Source organism: Petrotoga sp. HWHPT.55.6.3 (genome assembly GCF_002895495.1).
Lineage (GTDB): Bacteria > Thermotogota > Thermotogae > Petrotogales > Petrotogaceae > Petrotoga > Petrotoga mobilis.
Genome location: NZ_AZRJ01000032.1, coordinates 1 through 24,042, shown reverse-complemented (window position 1 = coordinate 24,042; position 24,042 = coordinate 1). Strand labels below are relative to the sequence as shown.

The 24,042-nt window shown below is 36.5% G+C and carries 21 protein-coding genes; all 21 read right to left on the bottom strand.

The window, feature by feature from the left end; genetic code table 11:
* Positions 1-32: 32 nt before the first annotated feature.
* Positions 33-1,037: an ABC transporter substrate-binding protein gene (locus X926_RS08430; RefSeq protein WP_103065764.1), complete on the bottom strand. Its 1,005-nt coding sequence runs from the start codon at positions 1,035-1,037 to the stop codon at positions 33-35.
* The gene (locus X926_RS08425; RefSeq protein WP_103065763.1) at positions 1,034-1,651 is read right to left on the bottom strand and encodes an NTP transferase domain-containing protein; all 618 of its coding nucleotides are present in this window, start codon (positions 1,649-1,651) and stop codon (positions 1,034-1,036) included. Before X926_RS08425 ends, X926_RS08430 begins: the two co-directional genes overlap by 4 nt.
* Positions 1,652-1,680: 29 nt before the next feature.
* Positions 1,681-3,003, bottom strand: coding sequence for an NCS2 family permease (locus X926_RS08420; RefSeq protein ID WP_103065762.1), 1,323 nt, complete (start codon positions 3,001-3,003; stop codon positions 1,681-1,683).
* A 23-nt stretch (positions 3,004-3,026) separates the two neighbouring features.
* Positions 3,027-4,739 (bottom strand): adenine deaminase, encoded by a 1,713-nt coding sequence (gene ade / locus X926_RS08415; RefSeq protein ID WP_103065761.1) that lies wholly within the window; start codon positions 4,737-4,739, stop codon positions 3,027-3,029.
* 14 nt (positions 4,740-4,753) lie between these two features.
* Complete coding sequence (locus X926_RS08410; protein WP_103065760.1) at positions 4,754-5,845, bottom strand: 4Fe-4S binding protein; 1,092 nt, start codon at positions 5,843-5,845, stop codon at positions 4,754-4,756.
* Between the two features lie 4 nt (positions 5,846-5,849).
* Positions 5,850-6,401 (bottom strand): nucleoside-triphosphatase, encoded by a 552-nt coding sequence (locus X926_RS08405; RefSeq protein ID WP_233186721.1) that lies wholly within the window; start codon positions 6,399-6,401, stop codon positions 5,850-5,852.
* Positions 6,394-7,389, bottom strand: a complete 996-nt coding sequence (locus X926_RS10365; protein ID WP_103065758.1) for a xanthine dehydrogenase family protein molybdopterin-binding subunit — start codon at positions 7,387-7,389, stop codon at positions 6,394-6,396. Before X926_RS10365 ends, X926_RS08405 begins: the two co-directional genes overlap by 8 nt.
* A gap of 2 nt (positions 7,390-7,391) precedes the next feature.
* Positions 7,392-8,663, bottom strand: a complete 1,272-nt coding sequence (locus X926_RS10360) for a xanthine dehydrogenase family protein molybdopterin-binding subunit (RefSeq protein WP_103065757.1) — start codon at positions 8,661-8,663, stop codon at positions 7,392-7,394.
* Positions 8,650-9,144, bottom strand: a complete 495-nt coding sequence (locus X926_RS08390; RefSeq protein ID WP_103065756.1) for a (2Fe-2S)-binding protein — start codon at positions 9,142-9,144, stop codon at positions 8,650-8,652. Before X926_RS08390 ends, X926_RS10360 begins: the two co-directional genes overlap by 14 nt.
* Complete coding sequence (locus X926_RS08385; RefSeq protein ID WP_103065755.1) at positions 9,141-10,058, bottom strand: xanthine dehydrogenase family protein subunit M; 918 nt, start codon at positions 10,056-10,058, stop codon at positions 9,141-9,143. The genes X926_RS08390 and X926_RS08385 overlap by 4 nt, the downstream gene beginning before the upstream one ends.
* A complete protein-coding gene (gene ssnA / locus X926_RS08380) occupies positions 10,000-11,331 on the bottom strand; it encodes a putative aminohydrolase SsnA (protein ID WP_012209527.1) in 1,332 nt (443 codons plus the stop codon). The genes X926_RS08385 and ssnA overlap by 59 nt, the downstream gene beginning before the upstream one ends.
* 20 nt (positions 11,332-11,351) lie before the next feature.
* A complete protein-coding gene (locus tag X926_RS08375; protein ID WP_103065754.1) occupies positions 11,352-12,719 on the bottom strand; it encodes an 8-oxoguanine deaminase in 1,368 nt (455 codons plus the stop codon).
* A 5-nt stretch (positions 12,720-12,724) separates the two neighbouring features.
* Positions 12,725-13,198 (bottom strand): (2Fe-2S)-binding protein, encoded by a 474-nt coding sequence (locus X926_RS08370; protein ID WP_103065753.1) that lies wholly within the window; start codon positions 13,196-13,198, stop codon positions 12,725-12,727.
* 32 nt (positions 13,199-13,230) lie between these two features.
* On the bottom strand, positions 13,231-14,079 hold the full coding sequence (locus tag X926_RS08365) for an XdhC family protein (protein ID WP_012209524.1): 849 nt from the start codon (positions 14,077-14,079) through the stop codon (positions 13,231-13,233).
* 26 nt (positions 14,080-14,105) lie between these two features.
* Positions 14,106-14,984, bottom strand: coding sequence for a xanthine dehydrogenase family protein subunit M (locus X926_RS08360; RefSeq protein ID WP_012209523.1), 879 nt, complete (start codon positions 14,982-14,984; stop codon positions 14,106-14,108).
* Positions 14,981-17,173, bottom strand: coding sequence for a xanthine dehydrogenase family protein molybdopterin-binding subunit (locus X926_RS08355; protein ID WP_199171201.1), 2,193 nt, complete (start codon positions 17,171-17,173; stop codon positions 14,981-14,983). Before X926_RS08355 ends, X926_RS08360 begins: the two co-directional genes overlap by 4 nt.
* 119 nt (positions 17,174-17,292) lie before the next feature.
* On the bottom strand, positions 17,293-18,303 hold the full coding sequence (locus tag X926_RS08350) for an ornithine carbamoyltransferase (protein ID WP_103065751.1): 1,011 nt from the start codon (positions 18,301-18,303) through the stop codon (positions 17,293-17,295).
* 19 nt (positions 18,304-18,322) lie between these two features.
* The gene (gene hydA / locus X926_RS08345) at positions 18,323-19,678 is read right to left on the bottom strand and encodes a dihydropyrimidinase (protein ID WP_103065750.1); all 1,356 of its coding nucleotides are present in this window, start codon (positions 19,676-19,678) and stop codon (positions 18,323-18,325) included.
* A 14-nt stretch (positions 19,679-19,692) separates the two neighbouring features.
* Entirely contained in the window at positions 19,693-20,895 is a 1,203-nt protein-coding gene (locus tag X926_RS08340) for a YgeY family selenium metabolism-linked hydrolase (RefSeq protein WP_103065749.1), read from the bottom strand.
* Between the two features lie 92 nt (positions 20,896-20,987).
* On the bottom strand, positions 20,988-22,253 hold the full coding sequence (gene thrC / locus X926_RS08335) for a threonine synthase (RefSeq protein ID WP_103065748.1): 1,266 nt from the start codon (positions 22,251-22,253) through the stop codon (positions 20,988-20,990).
* Position 22,254: 1 nt separating this feature from the next.
* A complete protein-coding gene (locus X926_RS08330) occupies positions 22,255-23,721 on the bottom strand; it encodes a phosphoribosylaminoimidazolesuccinocarboxamide synthase (protein ID WP_103065747.1) in 1,467 nt (488 codons plus the stop codon).
* Positions 23,722-24,042: the final 321 nt, after the last annotated feature.

The window sequence follows — 24,042 nt, the reverse complement described above, 5'->3', positions numbered from 1 at the left end:
ATTAATATCTCCATGTAAATAAGTTTAATGATTTAATTTCCAATTTTAGATAACAATTCAATGTATGAAACTCCATACAAAGTGTAATAAAACTCGTCAGCTACTTTATTGAAATCGATATCCGAAAAAAGTTCGGGATGTATTTTTGTTGCTAACCAAAGCATGCCCAAATAAGATGAGGGATTTGGATAATCCCATGGTTCAAGCTCTGAAGGGAACCGGTAAATTTGTTTGTTCTTAAAAGCATTAACGTTTTGATATTTTTCTTCTTTATACAACTCCTCTATATCACCTTGAAATGTCTGGGATGTAACTATAACATCAGGATTCCAAGCTATTAACTGTTCTGGTGATATCTTTATGAACCCCGCGTCGCTTTGTGCTGCTGGATTTATTCCTCCAGCCCACTCTATCATATCCGTTTGCATCATATCTTTTCCTACTGTATCCAATAGCTGAGAATTAGCAAAATAGACAATTTTTTTCTGATTGTCAGGCAAATTTTTAGACTTTTCCAACAATTTTAAAATATTTTCAAACTGGTTATCTACAATTTCCGCTCTATCTTCTAATCCCAATACTTTCCCTAACAATCTATTCGTTTCTCGTATTTCTTCTAAACTTTCAGGATTGATAATAATTGTGGATATCCCCAAAGTTTCTAATTTGGAAGCTGTGAATTCGGCTTGGTTATGTGGGAATAGTATTACTAAGTCGGGATTTAAAGATGCCACAGTTTCAATATTTATCCCTTCTCTTTTTGAACCCACTTCTACTAACAATTCTACTTCCGGATAAATTGAAGTAAATAATTTTTCTCTTGTTGATGTATTATCCACGCCAGCAAGCATTTCTTGGGCGTTTAATGCAAATACAAATTGAGTGGCTGGCTTGTAAGTTGTTACGATACGTTCTATATTAGAGGGTATTGTTACCTCCCTTCCAGCCATATCAGTAACCGTTATTGTGTTGGCAAATAATACGTATGTGAAAGTTAAAAGAAATAAAATCAAAAAAAAGGATGAACCTCTCTTCACTTACTATCATCTCCCTGTTGCTTTTTTAGATATATATTGTAATCTTCAATTGTATCAATATCGATGATAATACCTTCATCGCTAACTTCGTGCAAAGTTACCCTTTCAGGATGTTTACTTAAAAGTGTTCTTAACCCGCCAGGTCCTGATAATTGAAAAATATCTGGTATCTGGCTTTTGTGTACAATCAGTGGATGCCCCCTCTTCCCATGATAAATAGGTGCCAATATAGTTGTTTTAGAATTTATTGCAAAGTTAATAAGTTCGTTGAAGCTTTCAATCTTGATTAAAGGCATGTCGCCAAGTGTGAAAAGTATGTATTCTGAACTTTTTGATAATGAGTTCAAACCACTCCACACACTTGTTAGCATGCCCTTTTGGTATTCATTATTCTTTACAATTTTCAAACGGTGGTCTTCATACTTCGAAAAAACTGGAATTATCTTATCATAGTTACCCCCTAAAACAACAATTATTTCATTGCCTATATATTGGCATTTTATAAGTTTGGTAACAATGCTTTCTAAAACAGTTGTATTTTCCCAAGGTAAAATCTGTTTAGGAGTCCCCATTCTTAAGGATTCACCCGCCGCTAAGACCACCGCCGATATCATTGCGAAACGTCACTTCCTAGATAAATGATTTAAAGCCATATAAAGTAAACGATAAATAATGCACACAAAACGTATACTAACCAATGGACTTCTTTACCTTTGCCAGTGAATAATTTGATTAAAGGATAGGTGATAAAACCTAAAGCTATTCCATTAGAAATGGAATAAGTTAAAGGCATTACTATCATTGCAACGAAAGCGGGAAAAACTTCGGTAAAATCTTCCCATTTTATGCTTCTTATATTTGACAACATCATTACCCCGACTATTATCAATGCTGGGGCGGTAGCTGCCCCGGGTACTATAGCTATTATAGGCTGAAAGAATAAAGAAAGGAAAAATAAAATAGCAACAACGATACCTGTTAACCCTGTTCTTCCTCCTTCAGATACGCCTGAAGCAGATTCAACGTATGTTGTAACGGTACTGGTTCCAAAGAGTGCACCACCGGTGGTGGCGATAGCGTCAGCTAAGAGTGCTTTATCTGCTTTCGGTAAAGAACCGTCTTCTTTCAAATAACCTGCTTGCTGACTAACCCCTACCAACGTACCTGCTGTATCAAAAAGATCTACGAATAAGAATGAAACGATGACTCCAATCATCCCGATATTAAGAGCAGATCTAATATCGAGTTGGAACAAAACTTGAGACCAATCAGCCATTTTTGGCAACGCTACAACACCTTGGGGTGTTGGCGTAACTCCGTTGAAAAACCCTAAGATCGTAGCTATTATGATCCCTAACAATAGGGCTCCTTTTATCCTTAAAGCGTGTAAAATGCCTGTTATAATTAGACCCAATAACGCTATTAAAGCTGGCCCTGAGAATAAGTCTCCCATTCTTACCAATGTTGCGGGATCTGCTACTACTATGCCGGCGTTTTGCAAACCTATAAAAGCAATAAACAACCCAATCCCAGAACTTATCCCTGTCTTCAGACTCATAGGAATAGAATTAACAATCATCTGTCTTACGGGGGTAACACTAAGTATAATAAAGATGATGCCTTCCAAAAAAACTATTCCGAGAGCGGTTTGCCAAGGAACTCCCATACCTATTACGACTGAATAAGCAAAGAAAGCGTTTAAACCCATTCCTGAAGCCAATGCAAATGGATAATTGGTCAGCAAAGCCATCATTACAGTACCTAAAATTGCCCCCGCTATAGTTGCTATGAAGACCCCGTTGAAAGGCATTCCTGCATCGCTGAGGATCGAAGGGTTTACAAAGATGATATAAGCCATCGTCATGAACGTTGTGATACCAGCCAAGACCTCAGTTCTAACGTTTGTACCGTTCTCTTTTAGCTTGAAAGCCCTTTCAAAAAATCCTTCTTGCTGAGTGTTTGCCATAAGTATAACCCCCTTTTAAAATATTAATTTGCGACCAATGAAACAAAAGTATGATTTTCAACGTCGTATATCCCATCACAAGTTATCTTCAATTTGGGAACCACTGGTAATCCCATAAACGCCAACGTCATGAAAGGGCTATTTATTTTGACCCCTAAATCACGGGCTAATTTCCTTAGTATTTGAAGCTTTTCGGAAACTTTTCCAATGGGGTCCGTAGAAACAAGCCCTCCGATGGGTAAATTTATAAAATCAACTATATTTTGGTTATTAGCAATTACAATTCCACCCTGAATTTCTGCTATCTTGTCTACTGCTATCTTCATATCTTTTGAATTTGTACCTATAACAATAATATTGTGAGAGTCATGAGCTATGGAGCTCGCTATGGCACCAGATTCCAATCCAAAACCCTTTATCAATCCTAAACCGACATTTCCAGTGCTTTTGTGCCTTTCCACAACCGCAATTTTATTTATATTATACCTTATAAATCGTTCTTCTTCAAAACTCTCTGGAAATGAGAAAAACTCCTCTCCTGTGATGATCTGATCATGAATCATGTTTATAACACGATAGGTTTTCCCCTTAGGAATATTGAAATCACTTTCTTTAATAGGAGCTATATTTACAGAATGAAAAATTGAAGGAGGCTTTTCAAAGTTATTAGAGTCAATCTGGAATAAAGCTTTTCCATTTTCTGCTACTTTTCGTCCGCCTTTGTAAACTTGTAAAACGTTCAAATCATCTAAATTGTCGATTATCAGAAGATCAGCCTTATATCCCGGAGCAATACCTCCCAAACGATGTAATCCTAAGGAACGTGCGGCATTTATAGTGGCAAGTTTTATCGCTCTAAGTGGTTCCATCCCCAGGTTAATAGCCTTTTTAATCATAAAATTTATATGGCCTTCTGACAGGAGGTCTTCAGGATGTTTGTCATCTGTGGCAAATAAAAAGCTACTGTTATTTTTATCGTTAATTGCAGGCAACAAGCTTTGAAGATCCCTCGTTACTGAACCTTCCCTAACCATTATGTACATCCCTTTTGAAACCTTTTCCAATGCCTCATAAGGGGATGTGGTTTCGTGATCAGCCATGATTCCGGCTAAAAGATATGCGTTTAAAAATTTTCCTTCTAGTTTTGGTGCATGACCATCGATAAAATAGTTCTTCATTAGCTCAATCTTATCCCAAATATAATCTTGTCCTGTTATGACTCCTTCATAATCCATAACTTCACCAAGACCAAAAAAGCTTCCTTCTGCCATTAATTCTTTTATTTTTTCAGCGTTAAGTACCGATCCTGATTTATCGAAAGGAGTAACAGGCACACAGGAGGGTATCATTAAATTAAAATTCCAAGGTAAATTGTTCCCAATTGTCAAGAAATATTTTATACCAACTTCCCCAGCTACATTTGCTATCTCATGTGGATCTGCAACAAGAGTCAACGTCCCTAGTGGGATGACTGTTTTAGCGAATTCTTCTATCGTGACCATAGCACTTTCCAAATGTAGATGGGCATCTATAAAACCAGGAGATATGAATTTGCCTTCTAAGTCAACCTCATCTTTACCTTCGTATTTTCCAAAGCCGATGATTAAGCCATTGGAAATAGCTAAATCATCTTCTATAACTTGTTCGTTAAAAACGTCTATTATTTTTCCGTTTTTGAATACTAAATCTGCTTTTTCTTTTCCTAAAGCTATTGGCAATAGAGCTTTGTTTGACAAAGTATTACCCCCTTCTATAAAGATAAGGACAGAGCATTGAAATTACATCTTGTTACGCATAATCCACAACCAACGCATTTATTTGTATCTATTCTCACACTGTTGAGATCTTTTACAAGATGAATTGCATCGTAGACACAACTTTTAACACATAATCCACATTCAGTGCATTTTTCATCGTTTATGTCTGGAACTATCAATTTATAATTTGGCTGAATAACGGTATTTTTTTGAGCTATTCCTCTAATTTCTTCTAGGGAGTTGAAACCATGATCGTCCAGATACTTTTCAATTTCGTTGGCAATTTTGTTATATATTTGAGGTCCATTTAAAATCGCAGCTGTACAGACTTGTACAGCTTGGGCTCCTGCCATTATCATCTTTATTGCTTCTTTGCCTGTACTGATTCCACCTACTCCAACTACCGGAATATTAACTGATCTTACAGCCTCAAAAACTGCCCTCAAAGCTAAGGGAAATATTGCTTGACCTGATAACCACCCATAACCTCTCTCACTTCCCAACAATGGTTTACCGCTTTCTAAATCAATATCTAACGTCGGACCGAAAGAGTTTATTAAGACTAAACCATCTGCACCTGCCTTTTCAGCCTCTTTTGCAAACGTAGGAATATCTACTTGGGGACTGAGTTTTACCATAACGGGAAGGTCTGTACTTTCTTTTGCAGCTTTTATGCTATTAATCATAGGTGTTGGATCGTTACCAAGATAATGAGTAGAGAGTTCAAAGGCATCAGCGAATCGTTCTACTTTTGGTATTACTTCCTTTATCTCTTCAGAGGTGTACCCAACTCCTATTATCACAGGCAAGCCTGTTTCAACAACCTTAGGGTATTCTTTTTCAATCCATTGTTCTAAGGATAACTCAGACCAAAGTTCGGTATTGATAAAACCTCCTTTTACCTGTGCCATATTTGGCTTTGGAACTTTTGCAGCTTTCACTGAGACCGTTTTAGTAACGATTGCTCCAGCTCCTCCCTCTTTGGCTTTGTAAGCACTCTCTCCATCTTTAATGGGAGGCCCAGCAGCAGGCATTACAGGGATTTTTAACAACATTCCTAATAAATCCACAGATATATCAGCCATAAATTCACTCCTTCAGTGTAATTATTTGTTTTATCAAAAATAATACCTCTTTGTAAACTTCTTCGCGGTTTTCCAAGGTCACTCTAAATATTTGAACGTCTTTTCTATTCCTAATATCATCCAAAAATACGTTAGATTCATCTTTTATTACACCTAAAACAGGCTTGTCACTATTCAAAACTTCTATGACTTTCTTTTGAAATTTGAACGCAGTTAACTCGAATCTCCCTAATTCGTCCATAATTACCACATCAGCATCGTCGATGTTTGTAAGGAGTTGTACTCCGAGTTTGTCAAATACTCGAATATTTATCTCCCAATTTTTAGAGTAATCACTTCTGAAGGCAAATCTGTTGAATTCAGATTTTTTAGATTGATTATTATTGTTAAAAGAAGATGCTTGAACTAAATAAAAAGAGTTCCAATTATTTTTTTTACCTTCTCTAGCAACTGAAAAACCAGATATATTCAATGATAGTTGCTTGATCACTTTACTTATAATCTTTGATTTACCGACACCCACGGAACCTGTAAGAAAAATATTCTTTTTAATCATCATCTTTTTCTTTTAAAGCTTTAAGAATTTTTTCCGGAGTGATGGGTAACTCATAAAATCTGACACCTATGGCATCGTAAATAGCGTTTGCAATAGCAGGAGAGGCTGCCATGATTGTTGGTTCTCCTACACCTTTTGCTCCAAATGGTCCAATAGCATCTTCATTTTCTATTAAAACTGAATGAAAATTTGGAACATCCATAGAAGTTGGGACCAGGTAACCTGTCATATTTGGATTTAACGTGATCCCATTTTTTATTACTTGTTCTTCCATAAGGGCCATTCCTATTCCTTGCACTGTACCACCTTCAATCTGCCCTTCTACATTTTTTGGATTAATAGCTTTTCCACAATCAAGGGCTGTGTATACATCCTTAACATCAACTTTTCCCGTGACTGTATCGACTTCAACATCGACAACCTGAGTCATAAAAGTGTAGGCAACGTATACTTTCTCAGCTTGGCCGGATATTAGGTCTGGAGAGTACGTTGGAGGAAAGTACGTTGACTCACCTTTCAAAATTTCTCCTTTTTCTTCCACCTTTCTTTTTAAATCCCAGTAAGTAAGATATTTTTCAGGGTTAGGATTGTAGATGATTTTTCCACCTTTTAAAGTTAATTCTGGATAATTACTGTTAAATTCTAAACTCGCATAGTGGTATATTTTTCCCTTTAAATTTTCACACGCTTGTTTTACCGCATTCCCTGTAAAGGTAGTTTGACGGGTTGCAGAGGTTGAGCCAGCATTCATAGTTTTATGGGTATCAGCTTGAATAACTTTTATTTTTTCAACCTCAACAGATAGTAATTCTGCGGCAATTTGAGTGACAACCGTTAAAACTCCTTGTCCTACATCTGCAGCAGCGGTTACCACCAAAACCTTTTCATCATCGGTAAATTCAACCGTCGCATGGGAAAAATCGGGAAATCCTTCACCGTAACCATATCCAAACATTATCGTAGCCATACCTCTACCTTTTTTCTTCATTGTCAAACACCCTCTTTCTCACTGGAAAGCTTTAAAGCTTCTTCTATGGTTTCAACGACATTCACACTTTGTGTAAGTCTTTGACCATTTGGCGTAGTAGAACCGATTCGATAGGCGTTTTTAAGTCTGAGCTCTGCTGGATCCATAGCTAACTTTTCTGCTAAAATGCTCATTTGAGATTCATAGGCGAAAGTCATCTGCATTGCTCCAAATCCTCTCATAGCACCAGAATATGTATTGTTAGTGTAAACGGTATGAGCGATGCCCTTAACGTTAGGTACATTGTATGGACCTGTACAATGGTACATACCTTTATGTACAACAGCAGGACCACTAGATGCATATGCCCCAGTATCACCTACAACTTCAACCTCCCATGCCTTTAGGATTCCATCTTTGGTAGCTCCCGTTTTTGCCCTTATATATAGAGGATGCCTTTTAGACTGAGCGATCATAGATTCTTCTCTTGTGTAAGTTAATTTGACAGGGTGTTTAGTAACCATTGCAGCCAACGCTAAATGTATATGAACCGAAATATCTTCTTTTCTACCAAACGCTCCTCCAATAACGGGTTGTATTATTCTGATTTTTTCTTTGGGTAGATTCAAAGATTGGGCTATATCTGCTTGTGTATCATGAAGCCATTGTGTAGCTGCCCAAATAGTTATTACACCAGTTTTTTCGTCGTAAACAGCTACGCCAGACTCCACTTGTAAAGGCAGTTGATCAATATGCTGTGTTTTGTACTCTCTTTCTATTATTACGTCAGATTCATCAAATCCCTTTTTAATATCTCCTTTGTTTAATTGGTGAGTGACGAGTATGTTTCCATCTTCATGAATTTTTGGAGCGTCTTCTTCCATTGCCCTGAAAGGATCTGTAATTACCTCTAATTCTTTAACCTCTACATTGATTAAATTAATCGCTTTGGTGGCAATTTCTTTACTCTTTGCAACGACTATTGCCAATGCGTCTCCCATAAAACGGGTTTTTTCTCCTATCCCAACCAGAACGGGTTGATCTTTTATTATCAATCCAAACTTTTTCAAATTTGGATAATCTTTTGCGGTTATAATCTTAATTACCCCCGGTAATGATTCTGCTTTAGAGACATCGATCTTTTGGATGTGAGCGTGTGGATGGGTTGCGCGTTTAACTTTCACATAGAGCATGTTTTCAAGGTATATATCATCGGGATAAATAGCTTTACCGGTTACTTTGTCCTTGGCGTCAACTTTAAAGACATTCTCTCCTACGTATTTATTTGACTTCAACTTTCTCACCTCGCTTATACTCAGCGATTTTAGTGACAGAGAGTTTAACAGCGTCTATTATTTTTTGGTATCCTGTACACCTACAGATATTGCCGGATAATCCCCTTTTTATTTCTTCTTCCGTTGGGTTAGGAATTTCATCGAGAAGTTTCTTAGTTGCCAATATAAATCCAGGCGTACAAAACCCACATTGTACCGCTCCTGTTTCAATGTAAGCTTCTTGAATAGGATGTAAAATATCTTTATTGCTCAAACCTTCAATAGTAACTATATCTGCACCATCGGCTTCATATGCAAGTACCAAACAAGAGGCTACGATCTTATCGTTCATTATAACGGTACATGCACCGCATTCTCCTTTTCCACAACCTTCTTTTGTACCTGTAAGATTCAAATCGTCCCTAATTAAATCCAACAATCGGGTAGTTGAATTTACATTGCATTCTCTTTTACTCCCATTTATGGTAAAGTTTATTTTCAACCTACCCTCACCATCCTTTCTATTTCATTTAAAGCGTTAACTGTTAGATTTTTTGCTACTTCTATTCGGTATTCTTTGGTTCCTCTTATGTCGTCTATTGGTGAAATATTTTCAGAAACTACCCTTGCAATTTGAGAATAGTCTAATTCGTTTAACCTTTTGCCAACCATCAAGGGTTGAATTTGTGAGATTTCTACTGGAACAGGGGCTACAGAGCCAAGACAACATTTCACTGTTTTTATGTGTTCATTATCATCGAAGGTCACAACAATAGCCAACGTGATACTTGAAATTATTAAAGCATTTCTTTTACCAACTTTGAACCATTTTCCAAAGGTATGTTTTTGGGGTATTGGAATGATAATTTTTTCGATGATTTCATTCTTTCTAAGTGTGTTTTTTTTAGGTCCTAGAAAAAATTCTTGTGCGGGTACTTCACGAGTTTCATTTTGTGAAGTTAGTTTGAATACTGCATCATATGCCATTAAAGGAGGTAATAAATCTCCGGCTGGGGAAGAATTTGCAATATTTCCACCTATGGTACCCATGTTTCTGATTTGGGGTGATCCAACATCCCATGCTGCTTGGCTGATAAGCGGAAAATATCTTTGTATAATCTCAGATTTTTCTAATTCATCGTGGGTGATTAAGGCACCAATTTCAACTAGATCATTGTTGATTTCGATTTTTTTCAGTTCATTGAGATTTTTTAAGCTCAACCACCTTTCTATTTCATAAAGACGGTCAAAGTAATCTACCAAAACATCTGTACCACCTGCGATGATTTTGATGTTAGGGCTGTATCTTGAAAGTATTTCTGTAGCTTCTTTCAATGTTTTAGGAGCAAAGTATTGATCAGAATCTCTCCCAAAATCTTCTTGCTTGCTCCCTAGTTCTCCTGTGTATTCTTTCATAATCTAAAATCGTCACCTCCCGATCATCCATAATAATTTTGCCGTCAATAATTACAGTTTCAACCATTCCCCCGTTCATTCCAAAAAGGATATGAGAATAAACGTTATCTTTTTCTATTGGAGTTGGTGGAATATAATCTACTATTATTAAATCCGCACGAAAATTTTCTTTTATTTTTCCAATTTCGACACCTAATAGGTTGGAAACAATTTGCATATTGTTATTAAAGGCCATGTTGTAAACTTCGTTCCACCCCGCTTGTGGATCACCCAATTGATGTTTTTGGAGCAAGTTTGCAACCTTTATACTTTCGAACATATCGTGTGTATAAGCATCTGTTCCCAGACCGGTTAGGATTTCGTGATCAAAAAAATCTTTTATTGGAGCTGCTCCTACCGCGTTCCCCATGTTTGATTCTGGATTGTGAACAACCCACGCACCACTCTTCTTCAACATAGGAATCTCTTCTTTCTTGATATGAACACCATGAGCAGCTAAGGTATGTGGCCTTAATATTTTAAATTTCGTTAATCTATCGACTACACCCATGTAACCTCTTTTTACGCTGTCCTGTAAATCTTCTCTCCCCTCAGCAACGTGGATATGAAACGGAACGTGTAACTCGTCTGCTAATTCTGAAGCTTTATTTAAGGTTCTATCTTCAAGTGTAAAAGAAGCATGTAACCCAATCATTCCACCTAACTTATCATTTTGAGAAACCTGAATCTTTCTAATAAACCTTTCATTTTCTTTCAGAGATGCATCGCTTTTAGTCTGACCATGTCTATCTGATACTTCATAACAAAGATTAGCCCTTATACCAGCTTCCATTGCTGCTTGTGCAATGATGTCCAAACTGCCATCTATATAATTAAAACTAGCATGATGGTCAAAAATGGTGGTAACTCCGTTTTTTATACACTCTAAAATTGCAAATAATGCACTATAATAAATATCATCCTCGTTTAAAGTGTTGTCCAATCTCCACCATAATTTTTCTAATATTTCTATGAAGTTTTGTGGGGGGATGTCAGTTTTTGAATTCATTCCTCTGGCAAAAGTACTGTACAGGTGGGTGTGAGTGTTTATTAAACCAGGCATTAAAACCTTATTTCGAGCGTTTTTGAAAACGGCGTTTGGATATTTTTGAAGTAAAACTTCGGTTTCTCCTATTTCTTTTATTTTTATGCCTTCTATTAACACCGCACCATTATTAATTATAGGAGTTTCTTCGTCAAAGGTGAGAACAGTGGCGTTACCTATTAACAACATCTTCATTTACCTCCAAATTTTTAGGCCTCGAGCATCCTTTTAGATAGTTCATTAGCCTTTTCGATGATTTTTCTTTCATCAACTTTAACAAGTTCACCATCTTTTACAACTATTTCTCCATTGACTATCGTAATATCTACAATTTGAGAATCACCTGTATTAATAATCATTGAAATAGGATCATAAAAGCCTCCTGTATAACCCAATCGATCCCAACGAACCAAGAACATATCTGCGGCCTTACCTTCTTCTAAACTTCCAATTTCCGGCTGATTTATAACTTCACTTCCACCTTTTGTGGCTATATTCAGCACATCTTCGGATGTGATAGCGTTGATACCGTAAATTAATCTGCTCATCAAAAAAGCAGTTTTCATTTCTAAAATCATATTAGAAGAATCGTTGCTTGCACTCCCATCGACAGCCAGGCTAACTTTGACACCCTTTTTTAACATAGAGGGGATCTTTGCAGCCCCAGAGGCGAGTTTTGAATTCGAAACAGGGCAATGAGCAACCCCTGTTTTAGTTAATGCCAACTTATCTATCTCTTCTTCGTTGAAATGAACCCCATGGGCAAACCATACATCAGAACCTAACCAATCTAAACTCTCCATGTATTCTAATGGTCTCTTACCAAAGGCATCTATACAAAATCTCTCTTCATCTTTTGTTTCAGCTAGATGTGTATGACTACAAACACTATATTCTCTTGCCAATTTAATAGATTCGTTGAGAAGTGTAGAGGTTACAGAAAATGGAGAACAAGGAGCTAGAATGACTCTATGCATGGCAAATGGAGAAGGATCGTGAAATTTTTCAATAACTCTTTGGGAATCTTTCAATATTTCTTTTTCTGTTTGAACTACTGAATCAGGAGGAAGTCCTCCATCTTTTTCACTCAATGACATACTTCCTCTACTTCCATGTAATCTGATCCCAATTTCTTTTGCAGCATAAAATTCGTTGTCAAGAAGATCTGGTGGTTGATTTTTTGGAAAAACATAGAAGTGATCAACAGATGTTGTGCATCCAGTTTTGAGTAATTCGGCTGTTGCAACTAAAGTACTGTAGTAAACAACCTCTGGTGTCAACTTTGACCAAATGGGATACAAAAACTTTAACCAATCAAATAATTCTACATTTTGTACCTGGGGAATGTTCCTAGTAAAAGTTTGATAGAAATGATGATGTGTGTTAATCAACCCTGGATAAACATAATATTTAGAACCATCTATAACTTCATCTATTTGTTCGTTTGATAAATCTATATTTTTCGCAATTTTCTCTATTTTGTTTCCTTTAATTAAAATATCGTGATCTTTCAATTGATCTTTGTTTGCATTCATCGTGATAATAGCTTTAGCGTTTTTTATTAATATGTTCGACAAATATATCACCCTTTCTTATTCTGTGTAACTGCTTCTATCGCTTCAACTATTTGTTGATATCCGGTACATCTACAGAGATTCCCTTCTATCGCAGTTTTTATTTCTTCCCTTGAGGGATTAGAATTTTTATTCAATAAAGCTTTAGCAGACATCAGCATACCAGGGGTGCAAAAACCGCATTGAACAGCTTGATGATCAATAAAAGATTGTTGCAGTGGATCTAATTTTCCATTAACTTCCAACCCCTCTGTGGTGAAAACTTCATAACCATCAACTTGAGCAGTTAAAACTAAACAAGAATGAACAGCCTCGCCATTTAAAATAACTGTACAGGCGCCACATTCTCCCACATCGCAACCTTCTTTTACGCTAGTTAATTTCAATTGATTGCGTAAAGTATCAAGAAGTCGCTCCGTTGGGTCTACTTGTAATACTTCTTTTTTATTATTCACATAGAGCGTTACTTCAATTTTTCTCATTTTTTGAATACCTCCATAAACATAAGTTTCGATCAATTTTGTACACTGCTTGTTTCTTTGCTTCCAATTGTGTTGTAGAATGGAAGACGGAGTGTATCTAAATCAGCACCTTTTTCCACAGCTATTAATTCAGCAAGTATCGATATGGCTAATTCTTCTGGTGTTTCTGCCTTAATTGGTAGACCTATGGGGGCATGAATCTTGTCCAAAAAGTGTTGGGACACACCAACTTTAAGCAGATTTTTCTTCGTTTCAGCAATCTTGTGCTTTGAGCCTATGACGCCAAGATAGGCAAAAGGTTTATTTTCAAGGGATTGTACTACCTCTTTGTCAACAGCATGTCCCCTGGTTACTACCACAACATAACTTTTGTTGTGTAAGCGTATTTCATTATCCAAGGCCTCTTTTAATGGAGAGCAAACCACATGTCCCCAGGGTATATTATCCTCATTTGCAAAATCTCTACGATCGTCCCATACGGTTACCTTATAGCCAGTTAGAGTCGCCACACGAGCCAAAGCTTTACCGACGTGCCCTGCACCGAAAATAACAACTTCACGATTCTGCCCTATCACTTCTAGAAACACTCCCAAGCTTCCCCCACAGATGGCACCTTCATCTCCAGCTTCTTTTGTGTTGAGCGATTCCCTATATAGAAGAACTTGAGCTTTGTTTTTAAGTAAATTGAGAGCTTCATCGATTACATGGTGTTCGACTATGCCTCCTCCTATGGTTCCAATTGTACTGCCGTCTGCACTAACCCACATTTTGGCTCCCATACTGCGAGGAGTAGATCCCTTTTCTTCAACGACTGTACACAAAACCCCTTCAGGTCCTTCTTTAAGAGCTTTATCTATTGCTTTTAGAATGTCTTCGTTCATATGTGTTACACCTCACTTTACCAAAATCATAATTTTTCGCTTGAGTTTGTAACCTCCATGATAGCCTTTTTGAAAATAGCACCTAAGGCAGGTTTTTTGTAGGGAGTAGACCATCTTTCGCCAGTTATTTTTACCATTTCGTCACCTATTTTTTTTGCTAACTCTTCCAAATTTAATTGACTAGCTTTTTGATTTAGTATTTCCCCTTCTATATTCTTAAATCTTATCGGAAAAGGTGTTGCAGAACCTGGCACTATTCTTATATCTTCAATTTTTGAGTCTTGTTCATTTATTTTTGCAACGACAGCTAAGTTTAGTCTTGCTATATTCAAAGCTCTTCTTCTTCCAATTTTTTGAAAACTAAAACGATAATTTTCATCTAGTTTTGGAATTATTATTTTAGTTACAAGTTCATCTTGATTTTTACTGGTCTTGTAAGGTCCTACAATATACTGATCTAAGGGCACATGCCTTTTCCCATTTATAGAACTTAGCTCTATCTTAGAGTCTAACGCCATCAAAGGAGGAATTAAATCAGCTGCTGGAGACGCATTAGATATATTTCCTCCAACGGTACCTCTGTTTCTTATCTGTACGGAGCCTATACTTTTTGCTGCAGTTACGAGAAATGGGAAATATTTGTTGATAACGTTTGATTGGATTAACATTGTATGTGTACACAAAGCTCCCAACTCGACGTTATCTTCCATTTCATCTATATATTGAAGACCTTTGATATTAGAAATATCCAATATATAATCAAATTTTTCTAATCTTGGACTTTCTTTATGTATATCTACCAGTATATCAGTTCCACCAGCTAATACCTTTATATTTTCATATTTATGCAAATATTCTAAAGCAGAATCAACATCTTTAGCAATTAAAAAATCATATTCAATCATCTTTTCTTCCTTCCTTTTTTCAAAGAATGACCTACAACAATTTTCTCTAAGTTTATGGGCAAGGATCTTATTCTTTTTCCTGTTGCTTGGGCAACAGCGTTAGCTATAGCAGCAGCACCTAATTCTAAGGTGGGCTCTCCTACGGATTTTGCTCCGTAAGGCCCACTAGGATCAGGGTTTTCAACTATAATGGGAGTTATATCTGGCATATCTTTTACTGTGGGTATCAAATATTCGTCAAAATTGGTGTTGTTGATGTATCCCTCGTCTGTATCCAACTCTTCCATGATTCCGTATCCAAGGCCCATTGATATCCCACCATAAAATTGTCCAAGAACGCTTGCAGGATTGATAGCTCTTCCAACATCATGAGCAGCTACCATTTTCAAAACTTTTATCTCACCAGTGCTGATATCAACTTCAACTTCTGCTATCTGACATCCATAAACATATGTAAAATAGGGTCTCCCTTGCCCTGTTTCTTCATCCCAACTTATCTCAGGTGATTTGTACCAACCATATGAAGATAAAAAGACGCCAGAGTTGTATGCACTGGAAACAGCTTCATCGAAAGACATTAATTTTATTTGATTTGGAGTATAAATCGAATTGTCTTTAAATATTAATTCTTTGTGGGATAAATTATATTTTTCTATAAGAAAATCAGTTAATTTCTTCTTGAGCTTTTTAGCGGCATCTAGCGTTGCATTCCCACCAACCAATGTCGCACGAGAAGCCACCGTAGAACCGCTATCTGGAGATATCAAAGTATCAACGACCATAAAGTTGATCTTTTCAATATCTATTCCTAATTCCTCGGCTACAATTTGAGAGAAGGCTGTTTTAAGACCTTGTCCGTTTTCAGCCAAACCACTATAGAAATATAATGTTCCATCTTTTTGTATGGATAATATGACACCAGCGGCATCCACAGCTTCTGCTCCTAAACTACAGCCTCTATAACTTATAGCCATTCCTATTCCTTTCCGTTTATCACCTTTTTGTTCCTTACTGTATTCTTTGTATTTCTCTAAAAAATTGATCGAATCGGTAGCCTTTTTAATCACTTCTCCGAGACTGACTTTGTGATTATCTAGTTTTTGACCACTTGCTGTTTCTGAATTGTCATGAAAAATATTTTTTAATCGAAGTTCAAAAGGGTTCATCCCGAGTTCTTGAGCCAATTCATCCATGAGAGATTCATTGGCAAATATAACTTGAGGAGAGCCATATCCACGCATGGCTCCCGTATATACGTTGTTGGTATAATATCCATAAGTATCTGTTTTTACATTTGGAATTTCGTAAGGGCCCGTTGCTTGAACAACAGATCTCCAAGTAACAAAAGGAGTTTGGCAGGCGTAAGCTCCACTATCTGCGATCGCCTCTATTTCCATAGCCAGTAACTTGCCTTCTTTTGTAGCCCCTACTTTGTACCTCATATTGTAAGGATGCCTTTTATAACTTTCGATAATTGATTCTTCCCTTGTGTTTTTTAACTTTACAGGTCTGTTGGTTTTCAAAGCCAGAACAGCAGCTCGAGCAGCCATAGAAGAAATCACCTCATCTTTACCACCAAAAGAGCCACCTATGTGATTTTGAACTATTCTAACTTGATTGAATCCAATTTTAAGAACCGAAGCCACCGCGTTACGACAAGCGAAAGGATTTTGTACTGACCCATATATTGTAACTACACTATTGTTCTCATAAGGAACGGCAATTACGACCTCAGGTTCCATGTAGGCATGCTCAATAAATTGAGTTTTATACTCTCTTTCCAAAATTATATCTGATCTTTTAAAACCTTCTTCTACATTGCCTTTTCTGAGTTTGTGGTGAATGACCTGATTGTTGTCTTTATCTTCATGAATAGATGGCGCGTTTTTAGATTCTAAGGGGTCAAAAATTCCTGGGATCTCCTCGTATTCAACTTTTATACTTTCGACTGCTTTTTTTGCAGACTCTGGCGTTTCTGCGGCGACAACCGCTATTCCATCTCCTATGAAGTAAGTCCTTTCTTTAGCCAACACTTGTTGGTCGGGGATAATGACGCCAAATTCGTTGTTGGGTATATCATTTGCCGTTATAATTACTTTTACACCAGGAATCTTTTTAGCTTCGTCTAAGTATATGTTCAATATTCTTGCAGAAGGATACTTAGATCTAAGTACTTTTGCATACAACATATTCGGAAATTCTAAATCATCAGCAAATTTCGCTTTTCCGGTTACCTTTTCGTATGCGTCGATTCTTTTTTTTGGTTGATTAACACTTTTAAAAATAATTGTTCACCTCCAAATAGAGATCAGGGTCTTCCTCCCATAGTCAAAGCCATAATTGCTTTTGCTGTATGTAAACGGTTTTCTGCTTCGTCATATATTATTGAATGAGGTCCATCAATGACAGGATCAGTTACTTCTTTTCCCCTGTCTGCTGGCATGGCGTGCATATAAAGAACATCTTTATCAGCCAATGACATTCTTCTTTCATCACAGATCCAATCTTTGTGTTTTTCAAGATTTTCTTTCATCTGTTTTTTTCCTTCATCCGTATCAGGATTTTCAACACCTAAAAACCCACCCCAGTTCTTTGGAATTACAATTTGAGCTCCATCGAATGCCTCATCCATATCGTTTGTAAATTTTAAACTTCCACCATGTTTTTCTGCGTTTTGCTTTGCTTGTTCTAGGATCTCTGACATAAGTGGAAATTCTTTTGGATGGGCTATAGTCACGTCCATTCCGTACCTTGTAAATAATAATGCCTGAGTTTGAGGGACGGACAAAGGTTTTGCATGAGATGTAGCGTAAGCCCAAGATATAGTAACTTTAATATTCCTAAGATCATTGCCACATTTTTCTTTTATTGTCATCAAATCCGCCAAGCCTTGTAAAGGATGATAAATGTCATCTTGAAGGTTGATAACAGGCACATCGGAATATTTTGCCACTTCTCTGATATATTTGTTTCCAATTCCATAGAAACAGTTTCTTATTGCTATGGCATGGCCGAATCGACTCAACACAATTGCGGTGTCTTTTGCGGATTCTCCGTGAGAAAGTTGCATCTTATCTGGTGTCAGATCATGAGCATGTCCACCAAGTTGTGTGATACCTGCTTCTATAGAATTTCGGGTTCGTGTAGATTGTTCGAAAAACATCATAAAGATAGTTTTTGATCTCAACAAATGATCCGTAGGTTCTCCTAGTGCAAATCTTAATTTAAGTTCTTTGGATACTTCAAATACTGTTTCTAATTCTTCTTCACTCCATTCTTGTGTGGTAATAAAATCCTTTCCCCTAAAAAGTGTATTCATTTTATCTCCTCCAATATGATTATATGGCTTTTACGAACCTTCCAAATCCTTTTTCTCCTATGAATTTTCTATCTTTTACTATTACCTTTCCTCTTAAAATAGTTGTAATAGGAATTCCTTCTACTTCAAATCCTTCAAAAGGAGTGTATCCAGCTTTTGAATGGGTGTTAGAACTATTTAATACTTCCTTAAAATTTGGATCGAAAATAACTAAATCAGCGTCTGAATCTACAGCTATTGTTCCTTTTTGGGGATATAATTTAAAAATTTTTGCAGGATTGGTGGAAAGCAGCTCAACCAATCGGTTAATTGAAATTAAACCTTTATTTACTCCATATGTATAAACCAATGGGAGAAGTGTTTCTACTCCTGGAATACCAGGAAATATATCCAACGAATTTTCACCTTTTGATTTTTGTTCTGCATCGTATGCACAGTGATCTGTGGCAATTACGTCTATAAAACCTTTTTTTACCCCTTCCCACAAAGCTTCGTTATCTTCTCTTTCCCTCAATGGAGGAGTCATAAGATAAAGTCTAGCTTTAGAGCCTTTTAATAATTCCCTATTTAATAAAAGGTAATGAGGAGTAGTTTCGACATACAATTTAAAATCTTCTAATTTCTTGTAATCTTTTACAACCTGATAGCCTTTTTCAGATGAAAGATGCACGATGTATAACGAAGCGTTAGCTTTATGAGCAATCTCACAAATTTCTTTAACAGCCTTTTGCTCAGCTTCACTTGACCTTATATCTGGATGGTATTGAACATCTAATTTGTTCTCTTTCTGGAATTTGATAATATTTTTTTCAATAATTTCATTATCTTCAGCATGAACAGCTACTATTAAGTCATTATCTGAAGCTGCTTTAAATAAAGGTTCCCATTTCTCAGGAGACAACATATATATATCTCTGTAGGTGGTGAAAGCTTTTAAACTAGATATTCCAAAATCTTTGATCTCTTTAAGCTGATGATTTTGCTTAAGTGGATCAAAATGGTTGTTAATAACCATATGAAAATGAAAATCGATCACGGAATCTATAGTTTCTTCAAATCTTTTTTCTAATCCCTTCATTAAAGAAGCTTCTTCCATATCGGCAAAATCTATGTGTGTGGTTACTCCACCTAAAGCAGCTGATCTACCTCCCCAATAGAAGTCATCTATACTTGTGGTACCTCTGGCGTGTAAACTAAAATGAGTATGACTATCTATAATACCGGGGAAAACATACTTCCCACTTGCATCTATTACCTCTTCATCTATATTAGGTTCTAAGTTAGCATCTATTTCTTTTATTTTCTCTCCTACGATTCTAATGTCCTTTTTTTCAGCTTTTGTGGTGGTAACAACAAAACCGTTTTTTATTAACACTTCAATCCTTCCTTTTACGAGTATTTTTGAACGTACAGTTTAGGAATGCATGCATACATTGCAGCAGCCTTCACTAACTCGCTTTTCCAAGTTTTTTCGTTGGGAGCGTGTGCTTGATCTTCATGTCCCGGACCGAATCCAATACACGGTATACCATACCTTCCCATTATTGAAACACCGTTGGTGGAAAAAGTCCATTTATCTACCAATGGTTTTTCTTCAAATAAGTTTTGATATGCATCTATGAGAGTTTGACAAGCAGGATGATCTTCCGATAGTACCCAGGCAGGGAAATACGCTTGTGTGGGATATACTAATCCAGTATAGGATGGCTTTTCATAAGTGTAAAGTTCCACATCGGCATTGTATTTTGCAGATGAAGGTAAATTTTTAATCTCCTTTAATGCATCATTCCAATTTTCTCCCCAAGTCAACCTTCTATCTATAGATATCGAACAACCATCTGCAACCGCACACCTTGAAGGAGAAGAGAAGAAAATTTCAGAAACTGTCAAACTGCCTTTTCCTAAGAAATCATCATTTTTTAAACAAGTGTGTAATACTTGCAGTTCTTTTATGATGTCAGCCATTTTATATATAGCGTTGTCTCCTCTTTCAGGAGCTGAACCATGACAACTAATACCGTGCGTCGATACTTTTATTTCCATCCGACCGCGTTGGCCTCTATATATATTGCAAGAAGTTGGTTCTGTAATAACTACAAATTCTGGTTTAATTTTATCCTCTTCGATGATATATTGCCAGCAGAGTCCATCACAATCTTCTTCCTGAACTGTTCCAGTAATTAATAGGGTATAATCATCAGATAAATCTAAATCTTTGATAATCTTGGCTCCATAAACCATAGAAGCCATTCCGCCTTCTTGATCACTTGCCCCTCTTCCAACGATAATTTCCTCGTCTTCGTAACCTTTATACGGATCGTAATTCCATAAATTTATATCTCCAATACCTACTGTGTCTATATGAGCATCCATAGCTATTAAGTGTTTTCCATTGCCGATGTAACCTTGAATGTTTCCCATAGGATCAATCTCTATTCGATCGAAACCAACTTTTTCCATCTCTTCTTTAATTCGTAAAATAACTTTTTTTTCTTTTCCACTTTCACTTGGAATAGCAATCATGTCCCTAAGAAATCTGGTCATGTCTTTTTTGTATTCCTTGGCTTTTGATAGTATTTGTTGGTAATTCATATATTTTAATGAACCCCCTTTTATCTGATAGTTTTATTGCTTATTGCTGTTTTTTTATGATAGAAATAAATCTCGTTCAACTATTTAATAAGTTATTTAAAATTATATTTTTCTAATAGTTGAGATAATTCATTTAAATTCGGATCTAAAGACAAAGGAGCGCCCGTTGCTTTTTCAGCATTTTTAATATCTTTCAGACCGTTCCCAGTAACAACAACCGCAACACTTTCAGAAGGTTTGATTATGCCGTTTTCAACAGCTTTTTTTATACCAGCCACTCCTGCAACTCCTGCAGGTTCACCAAAAATGCCAGTATTCTTTCCTAAAATTTTTATCATATTTAGTATTTCATCATCTGTTACATTGATCATATCACCATTTGAATCTTTAACTGCTTTAATAGCTTTTATATAATTTCGAGGTTTTCCAACAGCAATGCTATCAGCGATGGTATTTTCGGGAACTGGAACAAGATCTGTATCGCTTTTAAATGCCTGAGTAATTGGCGCACAGCCTTCAGATTGCACCCCTAATAGCCTTGGTAGTCTATCGATGAATCCTATTTGTTTTAAATCATACATACCTTTCCAAGCACCTGCTATTGTGCAGCCATCACCCACGGAGTAAACTAACCAATCAACCATTTCCCAATTTAATTGTTCAGCGATTTCAATTGAAGAAGTTTTTTTACCTTCAACTAAGTAGGGGTTTATCGCAGCGTTTCTGTTATACCAGCCCCACTTATCAATAGCTTGTTGTGATAGATAAAAAGTTTCTTCATAAGACCCCTTTACTGATAAAACTAAAGCTCCAAAAACCAATAGCTGAGTAACTTTTCCAATTGGGGCTCGCGAGGGAACAAAAATAACAGCCTTCATTTCATTTCCCATAGATGCTATGTTCCCCGCCAACGAAGAGGCAGCATTCCCAGTAGAAGCGCAGGCAACGATGTTCATGCCTGCCTCTTGTGCTTTTACAACGGCTATAGCAGACGCTCTATCTTTCAGTGAACCTGTTGGATTTAAACCATCATCTTTTATGTAAAGAGTTTCTAAACCTAGTAGTTTTGCCATAACATTACTTTTGTATAGAGGCGTTCCTCCCACTCGCAAGAGTGGCTTAGGGGTGTTAGGATCTATTGGTAAGAGTGGTGAATATCTCCATATAGATGGATCAGGATTTGCTTTTAAATCTTGCTTATTCCAATCTTTTTTTATCTTTTCGTAATCGTATTCAACATCTAAAATACCTTTTTCTCCACATTTTGGGCAAAGATATTGTGTTGGTGAAGCTTCGTATTTTTCCCCACAAGAAATACAAACCAAATCTTTTACATATTTCAGTTTTCTCCCCTCCAATTTAGCCTAATAATCCCGTTTTTTTGTTAAATTCATTTATTAATTGATCGATTTTGTCTGCAATTTCAAAGGCATTACCCCAATATTTTTCATCGTTGTACCATTGCTCGTTCAATTCTTCTAATTCTTTACCCTGCTGTTCTATCCAAGTATAGTATTTTAAATTGTGTATTCTTTTTTTATCATAATAACTCAGTTCCTGAATAAAGTCTGTTTTTACCCCCATTAGATGCTTCTCAAAATCTACAGCAGCCTGCTGTTCAGAATATTTACCTTTTTGTTCTTGTAACTCTTTAAGCCTAGAATCGTATAATTCCATTGAATCAGTGAATACGGTCATCACAACATCTTTATCTGTTAATTCGTAGTATTTGGCAAATTTTATAGCGGAAAGAACATTTGCAATAGAAGAGATTCCCAGTAAAGATAAATTATTTACTATCGACGAAGAGACTCCCTGTTTTCTTAAAAAGTCTTTCCCTTCAGGTTCGTTGAAAAGTCTTATTAAATTCATAGCATCATTGTCATCTATTGCCATAACCATATCGGTATTTTTAACGTTATGAATCCAAGGCACATGTTTATCTCCTATGCCCTCAATTCGATGGGCACCAAATCCGTTGTATAATAAAGTGGGACACTGCAGTGCCTCTGACACAGCTAATTTACTCTTTGGGTACTTAGATTTTAAATATTCTCCTGAACCCAACGTTCCAGAAGATCCTGAAGTTAGAACGGTTCCTGCCAATCTGTCTTTTTCCCCCATAATTTTTTGCAGCACCTCTTCCATAGCAGGCCCGGTAACTACATAATGCCACAAACGATTGCCCATTTCATCAAACTGGTTGAAAATAACAATATTGTCGTGAGTAGACTTTAATTCATTACATTTATCGAATATCTCTTTTACGTTACTCTCACTTCCGGGTGTTCCTATTACTTCCCCCGCAACTTTTGATAACCATTCGAATCTTTCTCTACTCATACCTTCAGGCAATATAGCTATGGATTCACATCCTAAAAGCTGGGCGTTATAAGCTCCTCCGCGACAATAATTTCCTGTTGAAGGCCAAACGGCTTTTTGAGTAGTAGGATCAAATTGACCGGTTACAAGCCTTGGTACAAGGCACCCAAAGGTGGCACCAACCTTGTGGGAGCCGGTTGGGAACCATTTACCTACCAATGCCACGATTCGAGCTTTAACGCCCGTTAATTCAGATGGTAACTCAAAGTAATTTACATCACCATATAAACCACCTTTTGGAACCGGTTCGTTTTTCCATGTAATTCTAAATAAGTTGTATGAATTAACATCCCATAAACCTATATTTTTTAGCTGTTGTTTGATTTTATCAGGAATCAAAGCTGGATCTCGCATCTGTGCAAAGGTAGGTATAATAATATTATTCTCTATAGCCCTTTCTACTGCTTTTTCGAGTACCTCTTTGTCCATAGTAAAATCTATCATCTTATTCCTCCTAGGTCTTTTAAATATTTTTTAGATATGTTCTCATACTTGCAATCAAAAAGGCTTCACAGTGATGTACTTTCAAGATCAAAGCCTTTTTTCTTCGTTAAGTTATTATTATACATCTTTTTGACCAAATAATAAAATTTGCGCATTAGATAATATTACATGTCCGTGAAAAAGATTGGTTAGATCATAATTCGATGTCTTTGAAATGATATCATATCCTTGACTCTTTTGGAAGGAGGCAAGGAAAAAATGGAGGCATTCGATATGGAACTAACCAAAAGGTTGATAGAAAAATATTTGAAATCAAGTAAA